At 43.8% G+C, this 15034-nt stretch carries 20 protein-coding genes; all 20 read right to left on the bottom strand.

Annotation, left to right across the window (positions count from 1 at the left end; all coding sequences use genetic code 11):
* Positions 1 to 9 precede the first annotated feature (9 nt).
* A complete protein-coding gene (gene modB / locus CQ839_RS14160) occupies positions 10 to 1824 on the bottom strand; it encodes a molybdate ABC transporter permease subunit (protein WP_103668926.1) in 1815 nt (604 codons plus the stop codon).
* Positions 1805 to 2635 carry a molybdate ABC transporter substrate-binding protein gene (gene modA, locus CQ839_RS14155; protein ID WP_103668925.1) on the bottom strand — a complete coding sequence of 277 codons (831 nt, stop codon included), beginning with the start codon at positions 2633 to 2635 and terminating at the stop codon, positions 1805 to 1807. The genes modB and modA overlap by 20 nt, the downstream gene beginning before the upstream one ends.
* Positions 2636 to 2771: 136 nt before the next feature.
* Positions 2772 to 2981, bottom strand: a complete 210-nt coding sequence (locus CQ839_RS14150) for a molybdopterin-binding protein (RefSeq protein WP_103668924.1) — start codon at positions 2979 to 2981, stop codon at positions 2772 to 2774.
* Between the two features lie 87 nt (positions 2982 to 3068).
* The gene (locus tag CQ839_RS14145) at positions 3069 to 3698 is read right to left on the bottom strand and encodes a trans-aconitate 2-methyltransferase (RefSeq protein WP_103668923.1); all 630 of its coding nucleotides are present in this window, start codon (positions 3696 to 3698) and stop codon (positions 3069 to 3071) included.
* A gap of 100 nt (positions 3699 to 3798) precedes the next feature.
* A complete protein-coding gene (locus CQ839_RS14140; protein WP_103668922.1) occupies positions 3799 to 4440 on the bottom strand; it encodes a CBS domain-containing protein in 642 nt (213 codons plus the stop codon).
* A gap of 303 nt (positions 4441 to 4743) precedes the next feature.
* A complete protein-coding gene (locus CQ839_RS14135; RefSeq protein WP_103668921.1) occupies positions 4744 to 5019 on the bottom strand; it encodes a hypothetical protein in 276 nt (91 codons plus the stop codon).
* Positions 5020 to 5355 carry a hypothetical protein gene (locus tag CQ839_RS14130; RefSeq protein ID WP_103668920.1) on the bottom strand — a complete coding sequence of 112 codons (336 nt, stop codon included), beginning with the start codon at positions 5353 to 5355 and terminating at the stop codon, positions 5020 to 5022.
* Between the two features lie 7 nt (positions 5356 to 5362).
* Positions 5363 to 5779 (bottom strand): ArsC/Spx/MgsR family protein, encoded by a 417-nt coding sequence (locus tag CQ839_RS14125; RefSeq protein WP_103668919.1) that lies wholly within the window; start codon positions 5777 to 5779, stop codon positions 5363 to 5365.
* A 42-nt stretch (positions 5780 to 5821) separates the two neighbouring features.
* Positions 5822 to 6442, bottom strand: a complete 621-nt coding sequence (locus tag CQ839_RS14120; protein WP_103668970.1) for a cupin — start codon at positions 6440 to 6442, stop codon at positions 5822 to 5824.
* A gap of 32 nt (positions 6443 to 6474) precedes the next feature.
* Positions 6475 to 6777, bottom strand: a complete 303-nt coding sequence (fdxB, locus tag CQ839_RS14115) for a ferredoxin III, nif-specific (protein ID WP_103668918.1) — start codon at positions 6775 to 6777, stop codon at positions 6475 to 6477.
* Between the two features lie 20 nt (positions 6778 to 6797).
* Positions 6798 to 7097 carry a 2Fe-2S iron-sulfur cluster-binding protein gene (locus CQ839_RS14110; RefSeq protein ID WP_103668917.1) on the bottom strand — a complete coding sequence of 100 codons (300 nt, stop codon included), beginning with the start codon at positions 7095 to 7097 and terminating at the stop codon, positions 6798 to 6800.
* Positions 7098 to 7279: 182 nt separating this feature from the next.
* Positions 7280 to 7645: an iron-sulfur cluster assembly accessory protein gene (locus CQ839_RS14105; RefSeq protein WP_103668916.1), complete on the bottom strand. Its 366-nt coding sequence runs from the start codon at positions 7643 to 7645 to the stop codon at positions 7280 to 7282.
* 56 nt (positions 7646 to 7701) lie between these two features.
* A complete protein-coding gene (locus tag CQ839_RS14100) occupies positions 7702 to 8541 on the bottom strand; it encodes a HesA/MoeB/ThiF family protein (RefSeq protein ID WP_103668915.1) in 840 nt (279 codons plus the stop codon).
* Positions 8542 to 8543: 2 nt separating this feature from the next.
* On the bottom strand, positions 8544 to 8873 hold the full coding sequence (gene nifW / locus CQ839_RS14095; RefSeq protein ID WP_103668914.1) for a nitrogenase-stabilizing/protective protein NifW: 330 nt from the start codon (positions 8871 to 8873) through the stop codon (positions 8544 to 8546).
* A 1-nt stretch (position 8874) separates the two neighbouring features.
* Positions 8875 to 9114 (bottom strand): CCE_0567 family metalloprotein, encoded by a 240-nt coding sequence (locus CQ839_RS14090; protein ID WP_103668913.1) that lies wholly within the window; start codon positions 9112 to 9114, stop codon positions 8875 to 8877.
* A 29-nt stretch (positions 9115 to 9143) separates the two neighbouring features.
* Positions 9144 to 9641 (bottom strand): NifX-associated nitrogen fixation protein, encoded by a 498-nt coding sequence (locus tag CQ839_RS14085; RefSeq protein WP_103668912.1) that lies wholly within the window; start codon positions 9639 to 9641, stop codon positions 9144 to 9146.
* Positions 9642 to 9801: 160 nt separating this feature from the next.
* Positions 9802 to 10203: a nitrogen fixation protein NifX gene (nifX, locus tag CQ839_RS14080; protein ID WP_103668911.1), complete on the bottom strand. Its 402-nt coding sequence runs from the start codon at positions 10201 to 10203 to the stop codon at positions 9802 to 9804.
* The gene (locus CQ839_RS14075) at positions 10203 to 12956 is read right to left on the bottom strand and encodes a bifunctional nitrogenase iron-molybdenum cofactor biosynthesis protein NifEN (protein WP_103668910.1); all 2754 of its coding nucleotides are present in this window, start codon (positions 12954 to 12956) and stop codon (positions 10203 to 10205) included. The genes nifX and CQ839_RS14075 overlap by 1 nt, the downstream gene beginning before the upstream one ends.
* A 45-nt stretch (positions 12957 to 13001) precedes the next feature.
* Positions 13002 to 13298, bottom strand: a complete 297-nt coding sequence (locus CQ839_RS14070; protein ID WP_103668909.1) for a Mo-dependent nitrogenase C-terminal domain-containing protein — start codon at positions 13296 to 13298, stop codon at positions 13002 to 13004.
* 213 nt (positions 13299 to 13511) lie between these two features.
* Entirely contained in the window at positions 13512 to 14309 is a 798-nt protein-coding gene (cysE, locus tag CQ839_RS14065; protein ID WP_103668908.1) for a serine O-acetyltransferase, read from the bottom strand.
* Between the last annotated feature and the right edge of the window lie 725 nt (positions 14310 to 15034).

Raw genomic sequence — 15034 nt, 5'->3', positions numbered from 1 at the left:
GTTTTGCTATTAGACCAAAAATAGTTGTGCAGGATCGAGATAAACTTGCCAAGGTTGAGAATATTCTTTAAGCACAAACCATTTCTCTTTAAATACTTCTGCTTGCAGATGGTAGTCCCAATCATGGTTGGGAGGAGTATTTAACTTAATGTATAAAGTCATACGGTGTGGTGTTTCTGTAGTGCGAACTAACCAACAGGGAATTATATTTGGCGAATCATTTTTGGCTGAATTCTCTAAAAAAGCAATATGGTGAGCGCGAATTCCTATATGAGTTGGTAAGCTTGTCGCATCATCTTTGACTTGTAGCTTACATTCCCAATCGATCGCTTCGACACGATCAGACATAATTAGGTTAATACGCGAAAAGTTTTTACAGCCCGTCAGCCTTGCTGTTTCTAGATTAGAGGGATTTTCGAGAACATCGGACTTCTCGCCATATCTCATGACTTGACCGCGATCTAAAATCAGCAAATTTGTGCAGATACGATAGGCTTCCTCAATGTTATGGGTGACAAATAAAGTAGTTCCTGAATAATTGCTAAGCGCAGAAATTAGCTCCCGTTCCATTTGACTACGAAGGTGTGTATCAAGTGCCGAGAATGGTTCATCAAGCAGGAGAATATCGGGCTGACTGACCAAAGCTCTAGCGAGGGCAACACGTTGCTGTTGACCGCCAGAAAGTTGATGCGGATAGCGATCGCCAAATCCCTGTAGCTCAATACTGTGTAATTGTTCAGATACTTTTTGCTTGATTTGTAATGTCGTTAATCCCTTGGGCAAGCCAAAAGCAATATTTTGTGCAACGGTCAGATGCGGAAATAGAGCGTAATTTTGAAATAGGAAACCAATATTGCGATCGCGACTAAGTAAATTTATTTTCTTCGCACTATCAAATAAAACCTTACCATTGATGACAATCCGCCCACTTGATGGAGTTTCCATCCCCGCAATACACTTGAGCAGCATACTTTTTCCTGTACCCGATGCGCCCAAGATACCGATTGATCGATCAACACAATGCAAAGCAATTTGCAAATCAAACTCAGGTAATTGCTTCTCAATATCGACTACCAAACCCTCTTGATAATTCGTAATTCGTAATTCGTAATTCGATTGAACTTTTTCCTTTTTCCTTTTTCCTTTTTCCCTCCCCTGCTCTCTTTTGTTTGACCAGAAATGTGCAGTAGCGATCGCTGAAAAAGACATCGATAAAATGATCCCCGTCCATAGCCAAGCTTCTTGATTTGCGCCTGCTTCTACGGCAGCATAAATGGCGAGGGGAATCGTGGTGGTTTGCTTGGGGATATTTCCTGCGAGCATCAAGGTTGCGCCAAATTCGCCTAAGCCTCTTGCAAAAGCAAGCATCGCTCCTGCTAAAACTCCAGGGAAGGCAAGAGGCAAGGCTATTTGCCAGAAGACTCGCAATTCAGAAGCACCAAGGGTTTTCGCGGCTCGCAACAAATTTTCGTCCACCTGCTCGAATGCACCTTGAGCAGTTTTATACATTAGGGGGAAAGTGACGACGATTGCCGCGACTACGCCTGCATACCAAGTGAAAATGATATTAAAACGGAAGAGTTGTAAAAACTTTCCCATCCAGCCATATTGTCCAAATAATTGCAGTAATAGAAAACCAACGACGGTGGGCGGTAACACCAGTGGCGCAAGGAAAATACTATCAAGTACTGTTTTCCATTTACCGCGATATTCAAGAAGTCGATAAGCTGCGGTAATTCCTAAAAAGAATGTAAAAAAGATGGCCGTAGTTGCCACCTTTAGGGATATCCAAAATGGAGAGAAATCAAAGGGTACTGAATCCATATTTCTCAAAAATAGTCTTGGCTGGTTCGCTGGATAGAAATTCTAGATAGGATTTGGCGCTCGGTTGGTTAGAGCTTTTTTGTAAAACTGCGATCGGATAGACAATCGGTTTATGAAGTTTAGCATCAATAACTTGCACTACTTTAACCTTAGTGGAAGTTTTCGCATCGGTTGCATAGACGATTCCTGCTTGAGCATTGCCCGACTCGACAAATTGCAGCACTTGCCGCACGTTATTTCCTAGGACAAATTTTGATTGCACATCTTGCAATAGTTCTAGTTTCGTCAGGGCTTGCTCGGCATATTGACCTACGGGAACGCTGCGAGGATCACCGATCGCAATTCGTTCGACATTAGCTTTAGTTAAGTCTTTCAAATCACTAGTATCACTCTTATCCGCAGGCACAATTAATACCAGACGATTGCTTAATAAATCGCGTCGGGTATCAGCAACAATTAAGTCTTTTTTCTGTAATTCATCCATTTGCTTAGATGCAGCAGAAATAAAGACATCAACGGGAGCGCCATTAATAATTTGTTGTTGCAAATCGCCTGAACTTCCAAAATTATTGCGAATGGCAACATTGGATTTTGCTTTGCTATATAAAGGCGTAATTTCGCCTAATGCTTCCTTGAGACTAGCTGCTGCCGAAACAGTTAATTGAACGTTCTCTTGTTTGACTGGAGGAACTGCTGATGTGCTTGGTTTACTTGTCTGTTCGATTGTTGGTGTTAAGAAGCTACATCCTGCGATCGTGCATAGGGTGACAACGATCAGAGATAGGAAAGTGATGACTTTTTTTTTGTTCATTGGAACCTCCAATAGAAATATTTTTTTTAGATCTCGTAGGGTGTGTTAGCGTCAGCGTAACGCACTCAATAACCACAAATGATGCGTTACGCGATCGCTAACACATCCTACAACTCTAATAGAATAAAAAACGTTGCTAATCGATCGCTAACATCACGTCTGAAGCCTTAACCACAGCATATGCTTCTCTGCCTTCTTGCAAACCAAGTGCTTCAGCAGATGATTTGGTGATAATGGAAGTAATTTCTACTCCAGAAGAAATCTCAATCGAAATTTCAGCATTGACAGCACCGACAGTAATTTTCTTAACGATGCCCTTGAAAGAATTACGAGCGCTAATTTTCATCGCTATTTCTCCTTATAAATTTTTAGATGAATTACAAAACTTGGTTTATGCAGATCTATGGAATGAAGCTTTATCTATCTGCTTTGACTACTTCTTACTAGCTATAATATGGAATATATGCCAGTATTTCTGTTCGCCAATAGCAGTTTCCCCATGATGTTCCTCTTCTTCAAAATATTCCACCTTAAAAGACTGAAGTAGCTCCACAACTTTATCTTTTGGATAATGGGTCATATTGGGATAAGTCGTCGCCCAAGTATCGCGATCGCCAAATAATTGACCACAAAATCTGCCACCGCTTCGCAGTGATGCGGTGATTTTATTCCACAAGTTAGGAAAATCTTCAGGACGGCAAAAGGGTAAGGCGAAGCTAGAATTAATTAGATCTACAGAATTTGGTAGAGTAATTGACTCAAAGCGCATCACCTGAGTTTCTAGCCATGTTGTATCAATGTCCTTGCGATCGTATAGCTTAGCGATCGCCTCTTCATTCCCATCGATCGCTAATACCTGCCATCCTCGATTGAGCAGTTCCACCGTATCGCGCCCATCGCCACAACCAAGATCAACAGCAAATCGGGATGATTTCGGGTATTTTCCTAGATCGAAGAGATCTAGCGCTTTTAGTAAAGTATCGCGAGGCGGACGACCTGCCACAGCTTGATAATATGCCGACCAATCACGATCAACCGTACTTTTCTCAGAAGAATCAATCATTGATTTATTCTATGGGAATAACTACACTACTTTTTGCTAAAAGAGAGCTATTCAATTAGATGTTTAGCTCTCTCTAACCTAATCTACACAGACATCTAGATTAACGCGCAGCTCCGTTACCAACTAGTTGTCCAGTACCAAGAACTTGGAAAATTTTAGGATGTTCATCACAGTAAATCTGGAATGCTGTTTTGTCAGGGACTTCTGCACCGCTCTGATAAATCATTTCTGCTTCAATATCTTCGACCAACGCCCAAGCAGCAGCACATTCCTTCGATGCAATTCCAGTGCCAGCACAAGTGGATTTTGCTTCCTCGATCGCACGGGACAATTCTTTGCGAGCCACGACCACTTTGGGCTTTTCTAGGAAGTCTCCCTTATTCAGGATATCGGTTAGAGAAATTGTTCCCAGCACGCCTTCTCGAATTACAGGTGCAATACGGATACCAGTATTAGCGAACAAACGCGCAACATACTCCACCCCTAGATCAGGATTGACGGAAATACAGGGTTTAGTCATGATCTCGTAAACCCGCATGGCGGCTGGATCTTTCCCATAGGCAACCACCTTATAGACTATGTCAGTTTGCGTCACAATTCCATAGGCATCTTCGGTCGAACGGATGTCTACGATCAATGTACGAACTCCCTTCAGCCTCATCAGCTTAATCGCCTCGGCAACGGTTGCAGAACCGCTCACAAGTACGACCTCTTGAGTCATGATATCAGATGCTTTTAACATAAAAGCTGACCTTTATTAACGACATCATTTAGCTTAATTCTTCCGAAGCAAATTTTGCATTTTCTACTACATTTCTTAACTATATTTTGTATTAAAAATAGCAATAAATACAAATAGTTAAAAACTTTAAAAGTCAGCATAAATAAGGAGCTTAAGCTCCTTATTTAGATATTTTAGATAAAGTTAACTCAGCAAACTATTGGCTAATTTTTTGGCATTTTAAAAGCAATTAAAAGCATTTAATATTGAGGTTTAAACACCAAATTACTTTCTTTAAATTTACCAATTACTAATTATCCAATATTAACTAGCTACTTCAGTTGGATATAAACCCAATTGCTTAGACAACTCCCTTGCTATATGAATTAAAAATTTTGCTGCATCGGGATTGTCGTGGTGAGCGTAGTAAGTTGCCACCTGAATCATCATTTTGATTAGCCCTTCATCAAGCAAATCACTATGGAGATTGAGAACTTCAGGTTCGCCGCCATTAGGGCATTGAAACAACTTGTCAATCAACGCTGCATAGAGATTTTGGCGTTCTGATTGAGCTTGAGCTTCTTCTTTTGTTAAGTTCATTTAATCCTCATCCCTAGCAGGGAAATATTCTTCTAATTTCCAGAGATTGCGTTTGTTCTCCATCATCCAATTACGAGATTCTGGAGTTAACTGCTCCCAAACCAAATCGATTGCAATATAGGGAGAAGCATATTGATATTTTTTACCGAGCATCCAGAGATTATTGACAACCCCTTTAGGAATACCAAGCATTTTCCAATCCACATCTACAGTTTTATGTGGCAGTCCTCCAGTCGGATCAAAGATTAATTGGGTCAGGCGAATTAAATCTGCAAAATGCCCTAAAGTTAATCCAGTCAAGCTTTGGATTTCAGTTGCTTTATTGTTATTTGACATTTCCCAATCACCGATTAGTAACCATGCGTGGACAGGTTTCCAGATCTAAGTCTTTAACACTAGGTTGAGGTTCCCTCAATCCCATCCATGCGTTGAGCTTGACTAAATCAAATCCGACGGTATAGCGATCGCCAATTTGAATTAGTGGACGACGAATGAGAATCGGGTACTTGACCATTAGCTCTAAAGCGGTCTGCTGCTCGAGCTTCTCAGGCACAATTTCACCTTCCCTAATTTGTGGAGCCGTGCGATTAAACCATTCCCATTGAGGTCGATCCTTAAGAAATTGGTATAAAGTTTCAGGACTCCAAGATTGCGTCAAGAGATTTCGTGCCTTAACAGCATGACCAGCAGCATGGAGAATTGCCTTCTGCTTGGTATTGTTGACGCAACCAGGTTTCTCATAAAAAATGATGATTGCCATAGGTTTCTCAGTTAGTAGATACAGCGCAAAGCGCTGTATCTACTAAAATGGTTTTGCAGTGTGTTTGTTCGTGTCAAAAATGAAACGCGATCGCGGTAGCGGATCGCCATACATGGTGAAGCTAAAGGCGGGTTCATTACCGATGGCGGTGACTTGATGAATTGCATGAGGCGTAAAACTAATGATTTCGCCCGCCTTGAGAATCTTCTCGCCCACCATCTCGATTTTGTTAGGGAACTGCGGATCTTCAACGCGCTTCCAGAAAGTATGTTTTTCCTGCCCCTTGAGGACTGCTACCACTCCCCATGTACCGTGATTATGGATATTTGAGGAGACATTCGGCGCAAAGGTTGCGGTCTGTACGGTGAGCGGATAACCAATCTCATTGTATAAAGTCCGCGTTGCCATCCCAGTTTTTGGAGAAGGTTCTGGATATTGAGTGTGCAACCAATAGGAGTTGATCACTAACTGCCTAACGCGCATCCGAATTTGTGGTAAATAATTCCACTCGTCTTCCTCATTGGAAATGTTCCGCAGCAAATTGATAATCTCGGTTAGGAACTCATGGAAATAATATTTTTCCCTGATTAAGTCCCACTCCCTAGAAGCAGGTCGAGATTCGCAATGTCCGTCATCGGTGACAATCCAATCTTTGCTATTCATGCGGTGGAAAGAAAGACTAATCATAGGAACCTCTAGGCGATCGCTAAAGATAAAGGAGCGTGGGTATAGCAGTTCTTTGGACAAACTCGCGAACAAGCTTCACAGCCAATGCAGTTAGCCGCATTAGCGATCGTCATTACCTTCTTCTCGATTTCATCCTCATCTTCATCATCCACAAATTCGCCTTCATCATTTACGCCCTTGAGTCCGAGAACTCCACGTCCACATGCCTTAAAACATCGAGCGCATCCAATACACTTATGTTGGTCGATCGCTTGAACAAAGTTGGGTAGCCATTGCTTACCACCAAAAGTTAAACCAGTTAGAGTTGCCATGATTAAATTTGCTCCTAAATCTAAACAAGATATGGTTCTTGATGTGTACGAATCGTGCAGTCAGAACGGGGATAAGCGACACAAAGGAGGGCAAATCCTTTCTCGATCTGCTCATCATCCAGAAAATTCTGATCTTCCTGATTGACAGTGCCTTGTTCTACTTTGCCAACACAACTGGAACAAGATCCTGCATTACAAGAAGATGGAAGCTCTATTCCCGCATCCTCTGCGGCTTGAAGAATAGTTGTGTCCTCATCTACAGAAATGGTCTCGTCGATCTGTTTCTTCTTGTTGTACAGTCGCACGTTGTATGTAGCCATATTTAAAACCTCTGAAATAATTGCAATTTTGATGGGTGAAGTCTTCTAACTACGGTTTAGGGTTTAGATCCCCCCCAGCCCCCCTTGAAAAGGGGGGAGAATAAGAATTAATTATCTTCTTCCCCCTTTTTAAGGGGGATTGAGGGGGATCAAACCTTTGACCGTAGACGAGATATCCGTAACTAGCTGCAAGGTACAGCCGCAGGGGTACAGTCGCCAGCTTGGAAGGATTGACCACAGCCGCAGGAACCCGTCGCATTGGGGTTCTCAAACTTGAAGCCACTCTCTAGCAAGCCGTCAACGTAATCGACAACGACACCATTGAGTAATGGAGCGCTTTGAGAGTCGATGTAAACGCGCACCTTGCCTAGCTGTTCCACAATGTCGTCAGGCTTTTGCTTGTTGGTGATGTCTAGGGTGTATTGATAGCCGTTGCAACCACCATCTTTTACACCAAGGCGGATGCCCTTGTTGGTAGTGCGATCGCCTGTGCCTCTTAGGAAAGTGCGTAAGCGTAATTCAGCTTTTTCGGTGAGAATAATTGACATAGAAATCTCCTTGAAATTTTGGGGTTAAGAGAGTCAGGTGCTTTACACCGCACTCCCTAATAATGGGAAGAAGTTTGAACTAGCATTTTTGCGAAAGAAGGAATGCGCTGGCTAGTGACTTTCTTAGTCGTTGGAACTGGCGATCGCTTGTTTCTCTGATGTCCGCATACGGGACAATCTGGATCAAGATGGGTACGACGTTTGGCAAACTCTAATCGTCCTAGATCCATCGTCAAAAGCTGTGATAACAATGGCGAACTAAATCCTGTCAAGAATTTAATTGCCTCCAGAGCCGTTAAACAGGCTAAAGTCCCTGACACCGCACCAAGAACCCCAAACCCACGTCGATCCCAATCGGGCTTTTCGGGGAATAAACAAGATAGGCATCCCGTTTCATGGGGAACGATGGTGGTGAGATAGGCTTCCATATCGTTCATGGCAGCTTCTACCATCGGACATCGCCAACGGACACAAGCAGCATTGAGCAGATCGCGTTCAGTGAAGTTGTGGGCACAATCAAGGGCAATATCGGCTGACTGGACAAGTGCATCCACATTCTCGGCAGTTACATAGTCATTCACCGCTTCAATTTCCACGTCAGGATTGATGCTAAGTAAGGTTTCCTGCGCCTTGAAAACGCGAGGACTCCCAACCCAGTCATCGGTCATCAGGACTTGGCGATTCATGTCATCGAGACGCAGCTCTCCACCACGAACGAGGATAAGTTTGCCAATGCCTGCAACAGCAAGATAGAGAGCGGCTGTGCCACCTAATCCGCCCACACCCGTTACTAAAACTGTGGAAGATTTGAGTTTTTGTTGCGCTTCTTCGCCAAAGTTAGACAGCATCATTTGGCGGCGATAACGTTCTATTTCTGTAGGTGTTAGAGAGATCATGATTATTCATCCTCCTCATCCGTACCTATGTCGCTCAACATGACGATATTCTGTGGCTTCTGATGAAAAACTTTAAACAGCTTCTGCTCGATCGCGTTAGAGTTTTGCAAAGTAGCATAGGAATTTTCTAGAGCTTCTCGATAAAAACCAAGCTTTTCTTCTTCAGCCGCTTCGACAAGTTTATTGTCGATTTCTTCCAAAGACTGCGAGAATTTTTTGAGAATGTGTAAGCGATTGATATTTACAACCTGTGCATCGTAGGCAAGATCGAAAAACTCGAAATACTGTTCCGCATCGGTCAATTTCCGAAATTCGCTAAGTGTACCAACCATATCAGTCGCTCCTATTCTGTTCGAGGATGATTAATTGTTTCTTCAGTCCATCAATTTGATGAAAGATGTCATAGGTTTTGGCTGCTACGTCCATCAGATGTTCGTAGTCGGTGGGTAGCCCTTCCGCGAGATCGTGCAGATCCATTTTCATTTGACCTGCCTTGCTGTTCAGCCGCTTGATCTTAGTTTTGAGTTCATCAATACCAAGACCAGCGATCGCTGTATCTATCACTTGCACCATAATCTTTTCTCGGTATGTTTAAGATTGATTTAGGCTTTGGCAACTTCAGGGAAGTTGGTGGCATATTCCACACCCTTTTGGGCAAGTTTTTCACCTTCTTCGCCTAGCTTCTCTAGTGAGTCAAACCCAAAACGTTGAGCGTCGCGCAAAGTGCGAGTTGTTACCAGCAGACGACCACAGAAAATCAACGCCCAACCAAAGCCTTCATGACTAAGATCGACAACTACTTGGCAAAGATGCCCAGATTGCTGCTCAATGCGAAGGGCGATCGCACGGTAGAAGGCAAAAACTCGACCTTTGGTAATCGGATCGACTTCACCGTCAACGGAAATTTTGCGCTTTTGTTGTTTGGTGAGAATGAAGGGCTTGAGTAGCAATTCATCTGCCCAGTTGCGATAGGTTCCATAACCATCGTTAACGCGGATTTGCTGGACTAGTGCCTGTAAAAATGGGCTTTGTTTAATTACTTCTGCACCATTTACAGGAGCAGTTTCTGTAGTAGAAGTTAGAGTAATTGTTGCGGTCATAGAGTTCTCCTTTTAGTGTTTACTGTTGGGGCTAAGCTTTTGGCTGCGTTTGGAGGTTGAGATCCCCCCCAGCCCCCCTTGTAAAGGGGGGAGAATCAAGAATTAATTTGACTCTTTCCCCCCTTTCGTAAGGGGGGTTAGGGGGGATCTCTTCCAATTCTCAACCCGTCTCTAGATCATCAAAATCATGGACTGGTGGTTGCAGGGCTTTTCTCAACCAAGGGGGAGGATTGCCTTGCAGGGTTAGTACCAATTTATTTAGTACCTCCGCGATTTCTTCCTCTTCCGACTTCGCTTTAATCGGTGTAACCCGCTTGCGAATTAGACGGGCGGCGGCGCTACCACCGATCGCCGAAACATAGACGATGGTACAACCAGCTAATGCTTCAATTTTGGGAACGAGTTTGTCTTCGTTGCCATCTTCCTTTAACTCACCTTTGAAGCTGAGCGTATCCACAAATTGATATCCTTCAGTCGTGACTTCATAGACATCAATCTCTTTAGCCCAGCCAAAGTGGGCATTAATGTGAATGCGATCGCTTGTGGTAAAAGCAACCTTCATTACGATTCTCCTTGTTTCACTAAAATATTGGGATGAGCGGATTCTTCGGCTTCTAGCCAAATATTGCCAAGCTCAAAAAGTAGTTCCATCGTGCCGCGATAACCGACGATGCTGCGATGTCCATTACCTAAGCGATCTAGAATGGGGAAGCCTAAACGGTAAAGGGGAATTCCTAATTTCTTAGCAACTCTCTTTCCGTTAGAATTGGTTGCCATCAGATCGGAACCTGCGGCGAGATTTTCAAAATCTTCGAGATCGCCAATCGTCACTTCCGCGATCGGTAACTTCTCTAATAAAGGCGATCGCGTCGTGGTAACGGCAGCTTGCAGTTCTACGCCCATTTCTGACAGCCACCAAGCGACGCTGTAGAGCAGATCGGGTTCTAGGGCGAGAGAAACGCGCTTGCGACCGAAATAGAAGTGCGTATCAAGAATCGCATCTTGGAGTTGTTGTCTTTGATAGCGATATTTCTCAGGTACGTCAACTCCACTCAATTGATAGAGTTGTTGCAAGATCCGATCGGTTGCACCTAGCCCCGTGAGGCGATCGAATACTTGATAATCAGTACCAAAGCGCTCTTGCAGAATTGTCGCCGCAGTTCGCATACTTTCCCCCAAAGCGAGGGTAAATACAGAACTACCAACACTCTGAATTTGCTCTAGCGTCGTTCCGCCTGTAGTGACGGGACTATAACTCTCGCTCAAATGTCCATCCATCGAACTCGAAAGATCGGCAATGAAAATTGGTGATAGTCCAAATGAATTAATGATCTCCTTAATCTCTTGGATATCCCCAGGGGCTAGGGCAGAACTTGCTAAGACTGTTATCTGTTGCGGATCTTTGATGCCTTCTTGGGCTTGCGATCGCACAATGCTCTCAATTACTGCTGCATAGCCATCCTGTAACGCACCTCGGAAATCGGGAGTCGAAGCAAAGGCGATCGCTAGTTGATCAAGCTCAGGATGTTTCTGACGGAAGGTTCGGAGAATACCATCCATATCATCGCCGCGAGTTTCCGTTAAGCCTGTGGTGCAGAGTCCAATAATTTCGGGCTTTGCCTTTTCCACTAGGGTTAAAATCGCCTGCTCAATATTGTCCTCACCACCGAGAATTGTGGTAACTTCCGTCATCGCCGTGGTAGCAAGGGGAATTGCTTCGCGGAAATGGCGGACGAGTTGCACCTTTGCAAAGGCAGTACAGCCTTGGGAACCATGCATTAATGGCATTGCTCCCTTTAATCCTAGAAAAGCAAGGGATGCACCGAGAGGCTGGCTTTGCTTGAGAGCATTGACAGTAACTGACTTTTTCGATGCAACGATATCGGTTTTAACTTGTGATATATCTCCATCCAGTAATAAAGCCTTGCTGAACGCAAGGGGATCTTCCCAAGGTGCGGGTTGACGGACTTGCGCCCAAATTGGACTATATAGAGCTTCTTCTAATTCTCTAGCAATCTCGATCATGCCCACATAGCCAGCATAGGGATGATGACGCTCTTGGTTGATATCGAGAAAAGGAATGCGTGCTTTGAGTGCAGTGTATTGGTTACGCCCACCTGCAATTAACATATCGGCTTGGGTTTTCGCAATGGTTTTGAGCAATTCTTGGGCGTTCCCTTTCTCCATCATGATCCCATCTTTGCTCAGCAAGGCACGAATCTTTGCCTTATCTTCTTCTGTACTCTTCTTAGTACTGGTGGCAACCACTTCCATACCCAAATCTTTCGCGGCGGAAATGATTGACCAACTTTTGACCCCGCCTGTATAGAGAACAACTTTTTTACCCTTAAGGCGATCGCGATAGGGTGCAAGTTCGCGATCGAGGTTGGCGGCTTCTTCGGCGATCAGCTTTTCGACTCGATCCTGTAAGTCGCGATCGCCTAATTTTGCGGCAATATTGCGTAGACATTGATTCATGTCGGCAATCCCGTAAAAAGACTCTTCGGTGTAGGGAATGCCATAGTGCTCTTCCATCTTCCGAGCGACATTGATTAATGCTTTGGAACAGATGAGAACATTCAGTTTCGCACGGTGAGCATAACAAACTTCTTTATAGGTGGCATCACCTGTAATTTTCGATAATACGCGAATGCCCAATTTCTCAAATAAGGGCAGCACACTCCACATTTCACCTGCGATATTGTATTCACCAATCAGATTGATATCGTAGGGAGTGGTATATTCTGGTTCGGCAGTGCCAATTACATATTCTAATAAAGCTTCGCCGCCCATGCGATTTCCTAAATTCTTGGTTCCAGCGAACCCCGGTGAATTAATGGGAACAATGGGAATACCTGTTCTTTCGGTTGCTTTTTGACAGACCGCTTCGAGATCGTCACCAATCAGGGCAGTCACACAGGTGTTATACACAAACACCGCCGCAGGTTGATAGCGTTGCTGAACTTCTAAAATTGCCTTGTAGAGCTTTTTCTCACCACCGAAAATAATATCGTTTTCGCTGAGGTCGGTGGTAAAGCCCATTTTATACATGGTCGAACCTGACGACAGGCTACCTCTTGCACCCCAAGAATTCCCACCACAGGCGATCGGTGCATGGACGAGATGGGCGACATCGGTAATTGGGACGAGGGCGATCGATGCACCATCAAAGGCACATCCGCCTTGTGCGGCTCCTGGTTGGGCTTGTTGTAAGCAAGCCTTGTTCTTTTTCTGCCCATCTTTGTGATGATGATGATTATGCTCACAGGCAGTCTCAGAGAGGAGTTCGTTGATTTTTCCTTGTGTGAGTTTCATGGCACAAATTTGGGTGAAGGGTAATTGAGAATTGGGGATTGGGATTTAGCAGGGGAGTTCGGAGAGGTAGGTTAGGGCGCGGAAGCGGAGGTTTACTACTTCCTCAAATACAGGATTGATCTTGCAGAGGGCTGGGATATGGTAGGTATAGCCAAAAGCACTAACATCGCGTTCAAAGGGACAACTGGCAGGGATGAGATGGCAGATTTTCTCGGCGAATTGGCGATCGCTAAATTCAATCTGATTTAGCCATTGGCGCAGAGGGGAGAAAATATCGATCGCGAAGGATTTACTGGGTTTACTCTGCTCGGTCAGTGTGGAGAAAAATCTAGTGGTAGTCATGGCAGTATCGACTCTGTGAATAACTAGGGGTTGAGGAATTTAGGAACTATTTAGGTTGACGTTGGGAGTCTTGCTCATCGACATTGAGCATTCGACGCATCATGTAATCTTGAAAATATGTGGTGATTAACACCAAGCAACTGACAACTAGGGTTTCCGTCATGATCGTTTCCTCTATTTTTTTAGGTTTTTAAGAGCTATTCATCTTTACTTCTAGGAAATTTTGTCTGAAAGCTGTTGTTCGAGTCGCTCGATGCGAAGGAGCAAAGCCTGTAACATGTCAGCCGATGGATCGGCCAACTGTTCTTGATTTGCTTGACCTAACGAGGCTGGCTGATTAGTACGACAAATACGAGCAGGGACACCCACAACGGTGGTATGGGTTGGGACGTCACGTAGCACAACTGAGCCTGCCCCAATGCGAGCATAATCACCAATTTGAATGTTGCCGAGGACTTTAGCTCCTGCACCGACGATCGTATGGTTGCCGATGGTTGGGTGACGCTTGCCAGTTTCTTTGCCTGTACCGCCAAGGGTGACACCTTGATAGAGCAGTACATAATCACCAACAATCGCAGTTGCACCAATCACTACACCCATGCCGTGGTCGATAAATACCCCTTTGCCAATGCTGGCAGCAGGATGAATGTCAATGCCCGTGATAAATCGCGCACAGTAGGCAATCAACCTTGGGAGTAAGGGAATTTGGCGATGGTGTAACCAATGGGTAAAGCGATGGATTACTAAGGCATGTAACCCTGGATAGCAGCATAAAATCTCTAGCCAATGATGAGCAGCAGGATCGCGATCGGCGATCGCTTGGAAATCCGCCTTGATCACCTGTAGAACTTGGGTGACCTGTTGCCATTGCTGGGAAACTTGCAACTGATAAAACTGCCAGAGTGAATGTGCAGATGATTTGGCTGGGAAATCCGATGGATATGCTGTGGCGCATATGCGATCGATTTCTTGATTATCCAAAGTGTCTAGGTGAGAGATGGGTTGCAGCATTGCAGGCTCTGACAGTTAAGAGGTGCGGAGTTCTGTCCTCTTGCTTATATCAGGTACTGCCAATCCAACGAAAAAGAATGCTGCGGATAAGATTTATTAAATTAATTAGGAAAGTACTCAGAGGTCTAAAGCCATACTCCTAGAGAGTTTGACTTTTCCTTTGGGATAGGGGTACTAGTATTTTTGAGAGGGGGGGCTAGTATTTAAGGGAATAGGGATAAGTATTTTTACAGCCATTTCTACTAATTCTGTTCTTAAAGATTAAATGCTACTCGCAAGCATAGATAAGGGTTTGAAGGCAACAAAACAAGCAAAATTAAATTGTACTCATAGGTACTCAGAAATGAGCCAATTCCTGTTGAGCAAAGAAGATTTTGTATTAATAGCTACGATTCATTACTCTACTGTACTATCTCTCAAAAATCAAGAAATAAATTTAAACTTTTTGGATTTAGATCTGTATATATAGATACGTTTAAAATCAGTTTTTACCGAAAGAAAGCAACTCCTGACAATTGTTAAAAAATTTTGATCCTTTTGCTACAGATTATCGAAGGAATGATAATTTAGATACAAAATTAACTGCCTTAATTATAGGTATTAAAACATCTGAAAAGAATTCTATACATACTTATCAGCCATTAATCTCATATTTTTTATAAGAATTGGCATCTTTTTTGAGTACATAAAAAAGTGCTTACAATTAGCACTCAAATTTTGCTCGT

The organism is Pseudanabaena sp. BC1403 (assembly GCF_002914585.1).
Lineage (GTDB): Bacteria > Cyanobacteriota > Cyanobacteriia > Pseudanabaenales > Pseudanabaenaceae > Pseudanabaena.
The sequence above is the reverse complement of the archived record's forward strand: the minus strand, read 5'-3'. Positions and strand labels throughout refer to the sequence as shown.

Excerpts from the sequence above, each read along its gene's own strand:
- nifX (WP_103668911.1), bottom strand. The coding sequence starts at position 10,203 with ATGAAGGTTGCTTTTACCACAAGCGATCGCATTCACATTAATGCCCAC.
- CQ839_RS14100 (WP_103668915.1), bottom strand. The coding sequence starts at position 8,541 with ATGATCTCTCTAACACCTACAGAAATAGAACGTTATCGCCGCCAAATG.
- CQ839_RS14125 (WP_103668919.1), bottom strand. The coding sequence starts at position 5,779 with ATGGCAATCATCATTTTTTATGAGAAACCTGGTTGCGTCAACAATACC.
- CQ839_RS14110 (WP_103668917.1), bottom strand. The coding sequence starts at position 7,097 with ATGGCTACATACAACGTGCGACTGTACAACAAGAAGAAACAGATCGAC.
- CQ839_RS14145 (WP_103668923.1), bottom strand. The coding sequence starts at position 3,698 with ATGATTGATTCTTCTGAGAAAAGTACGGTTGATCGTGATTGGTCGGCA.
- CQ839_RS14135 (WP_103668921.1), bottom strand. The coding sequence starts at position 5,019 with ATGAACTTAACAAAAGAAGAAGCTCAAGCTCAATCAGAACGCCAAAAT.
- CQ839_RS14075 (WP_103668910.1), bottom strand. The coding sequence starts at position 12,956 with ATGAAACTCACACAAGGAAAAATCAACGAACTCCTCTCTGAGACTGCC.
- CQ839_RS14070 (WP_103668909.1), bottom strand. The coding sequence starts at position 13,298 with ATGACTACCACTAGATTTTTCTCCACACTGACCGAGCAGAGTAAACCC.
- CQ839_RS14085 (WP_103668912.1), bottom strand. The coding sequence starts at position 9,641 with ATGACCGCAACAATTACTCTAACTTCTACTACAGAAACTGCTCCTGTA.
- CQ839_RS14090 (WP_103668913.1), bottom strand. The coding sequence starts at position 9,114 with ATGGTGCAAGTGATAGATACAGCGATCGCTGGTCTTGGTATTGATGAA.
- CQ839_RS14130 (WP_103668920.1), bottom strand. The coding sequence starts at position 5,355 with ATGTCAAATAACAATAAAGCAACTGAAATCCAAAGCTTGACTGGATTA.
- fdxB (WP_103668918.1), bottom strand. The coding sequence starts at position 6,777 with ATGGCAACTCTAACTGGTTTAACTTTTGGTGGTAAGCAATGGCTACCC.
- CQ839_RS14120 (WP_103668970.1), bottom strand. The coding sequence starts at position 6,442 with ATGAATAGCAAAGATTGGATTGTCACCGATGACGGACATTGCGAATCT.
- CQ839_RS14150 (WP_103668924.1), bottom strand. The coding sequence starts at position 2,981 with ATGAAAATTAGCGCTCGTAATTCTTTCAAGGGCATCGTTAAGAAAATT.
- modA (WP_103668925.1), bottom strand. The coding sequence starts at position 2,635 with ATGAACAAAAAAAAAGTCATCACTTTCCTATCTCTGATCGTTGTCACC.
- CQ839_RS14105 (WP_103668916.1), bottom strand. The coding sequence starts at position 7,645 with ATGTCAATTATTCTCACCGAAAAAGCTGAATTACGCTTACGCACTTTC.
- nifW (WP_103668914.1), bottom strand. The coding sequence starts at position 8,873 with ATGGTTGGTACACTTAGCGAATTTCGGAAATTGACCGATGCGGAACAG.
- cysE (WP_103668908.1), bottom strand. The coding sequence starts at position 14,309 with ATGCTGCAACCCATCTCTCACCTAGACACTTTGGATAATCAAGAAATC.
- modB (WP_103668926.1), bottom strand. The coding sequence starts at position 1,824 with ATGGATTCAGTACCCTTTGATTTCTCTCCATTTTGGATATCCCTAAAG.
- CQ839_RS14140 (WP_103668922.1), bottom strand. The coding sequence starts at position 4,440 with ATGTTAAAAGCATCTGATATCATGACTCAAGAGGTCGTACTTGTGAGC.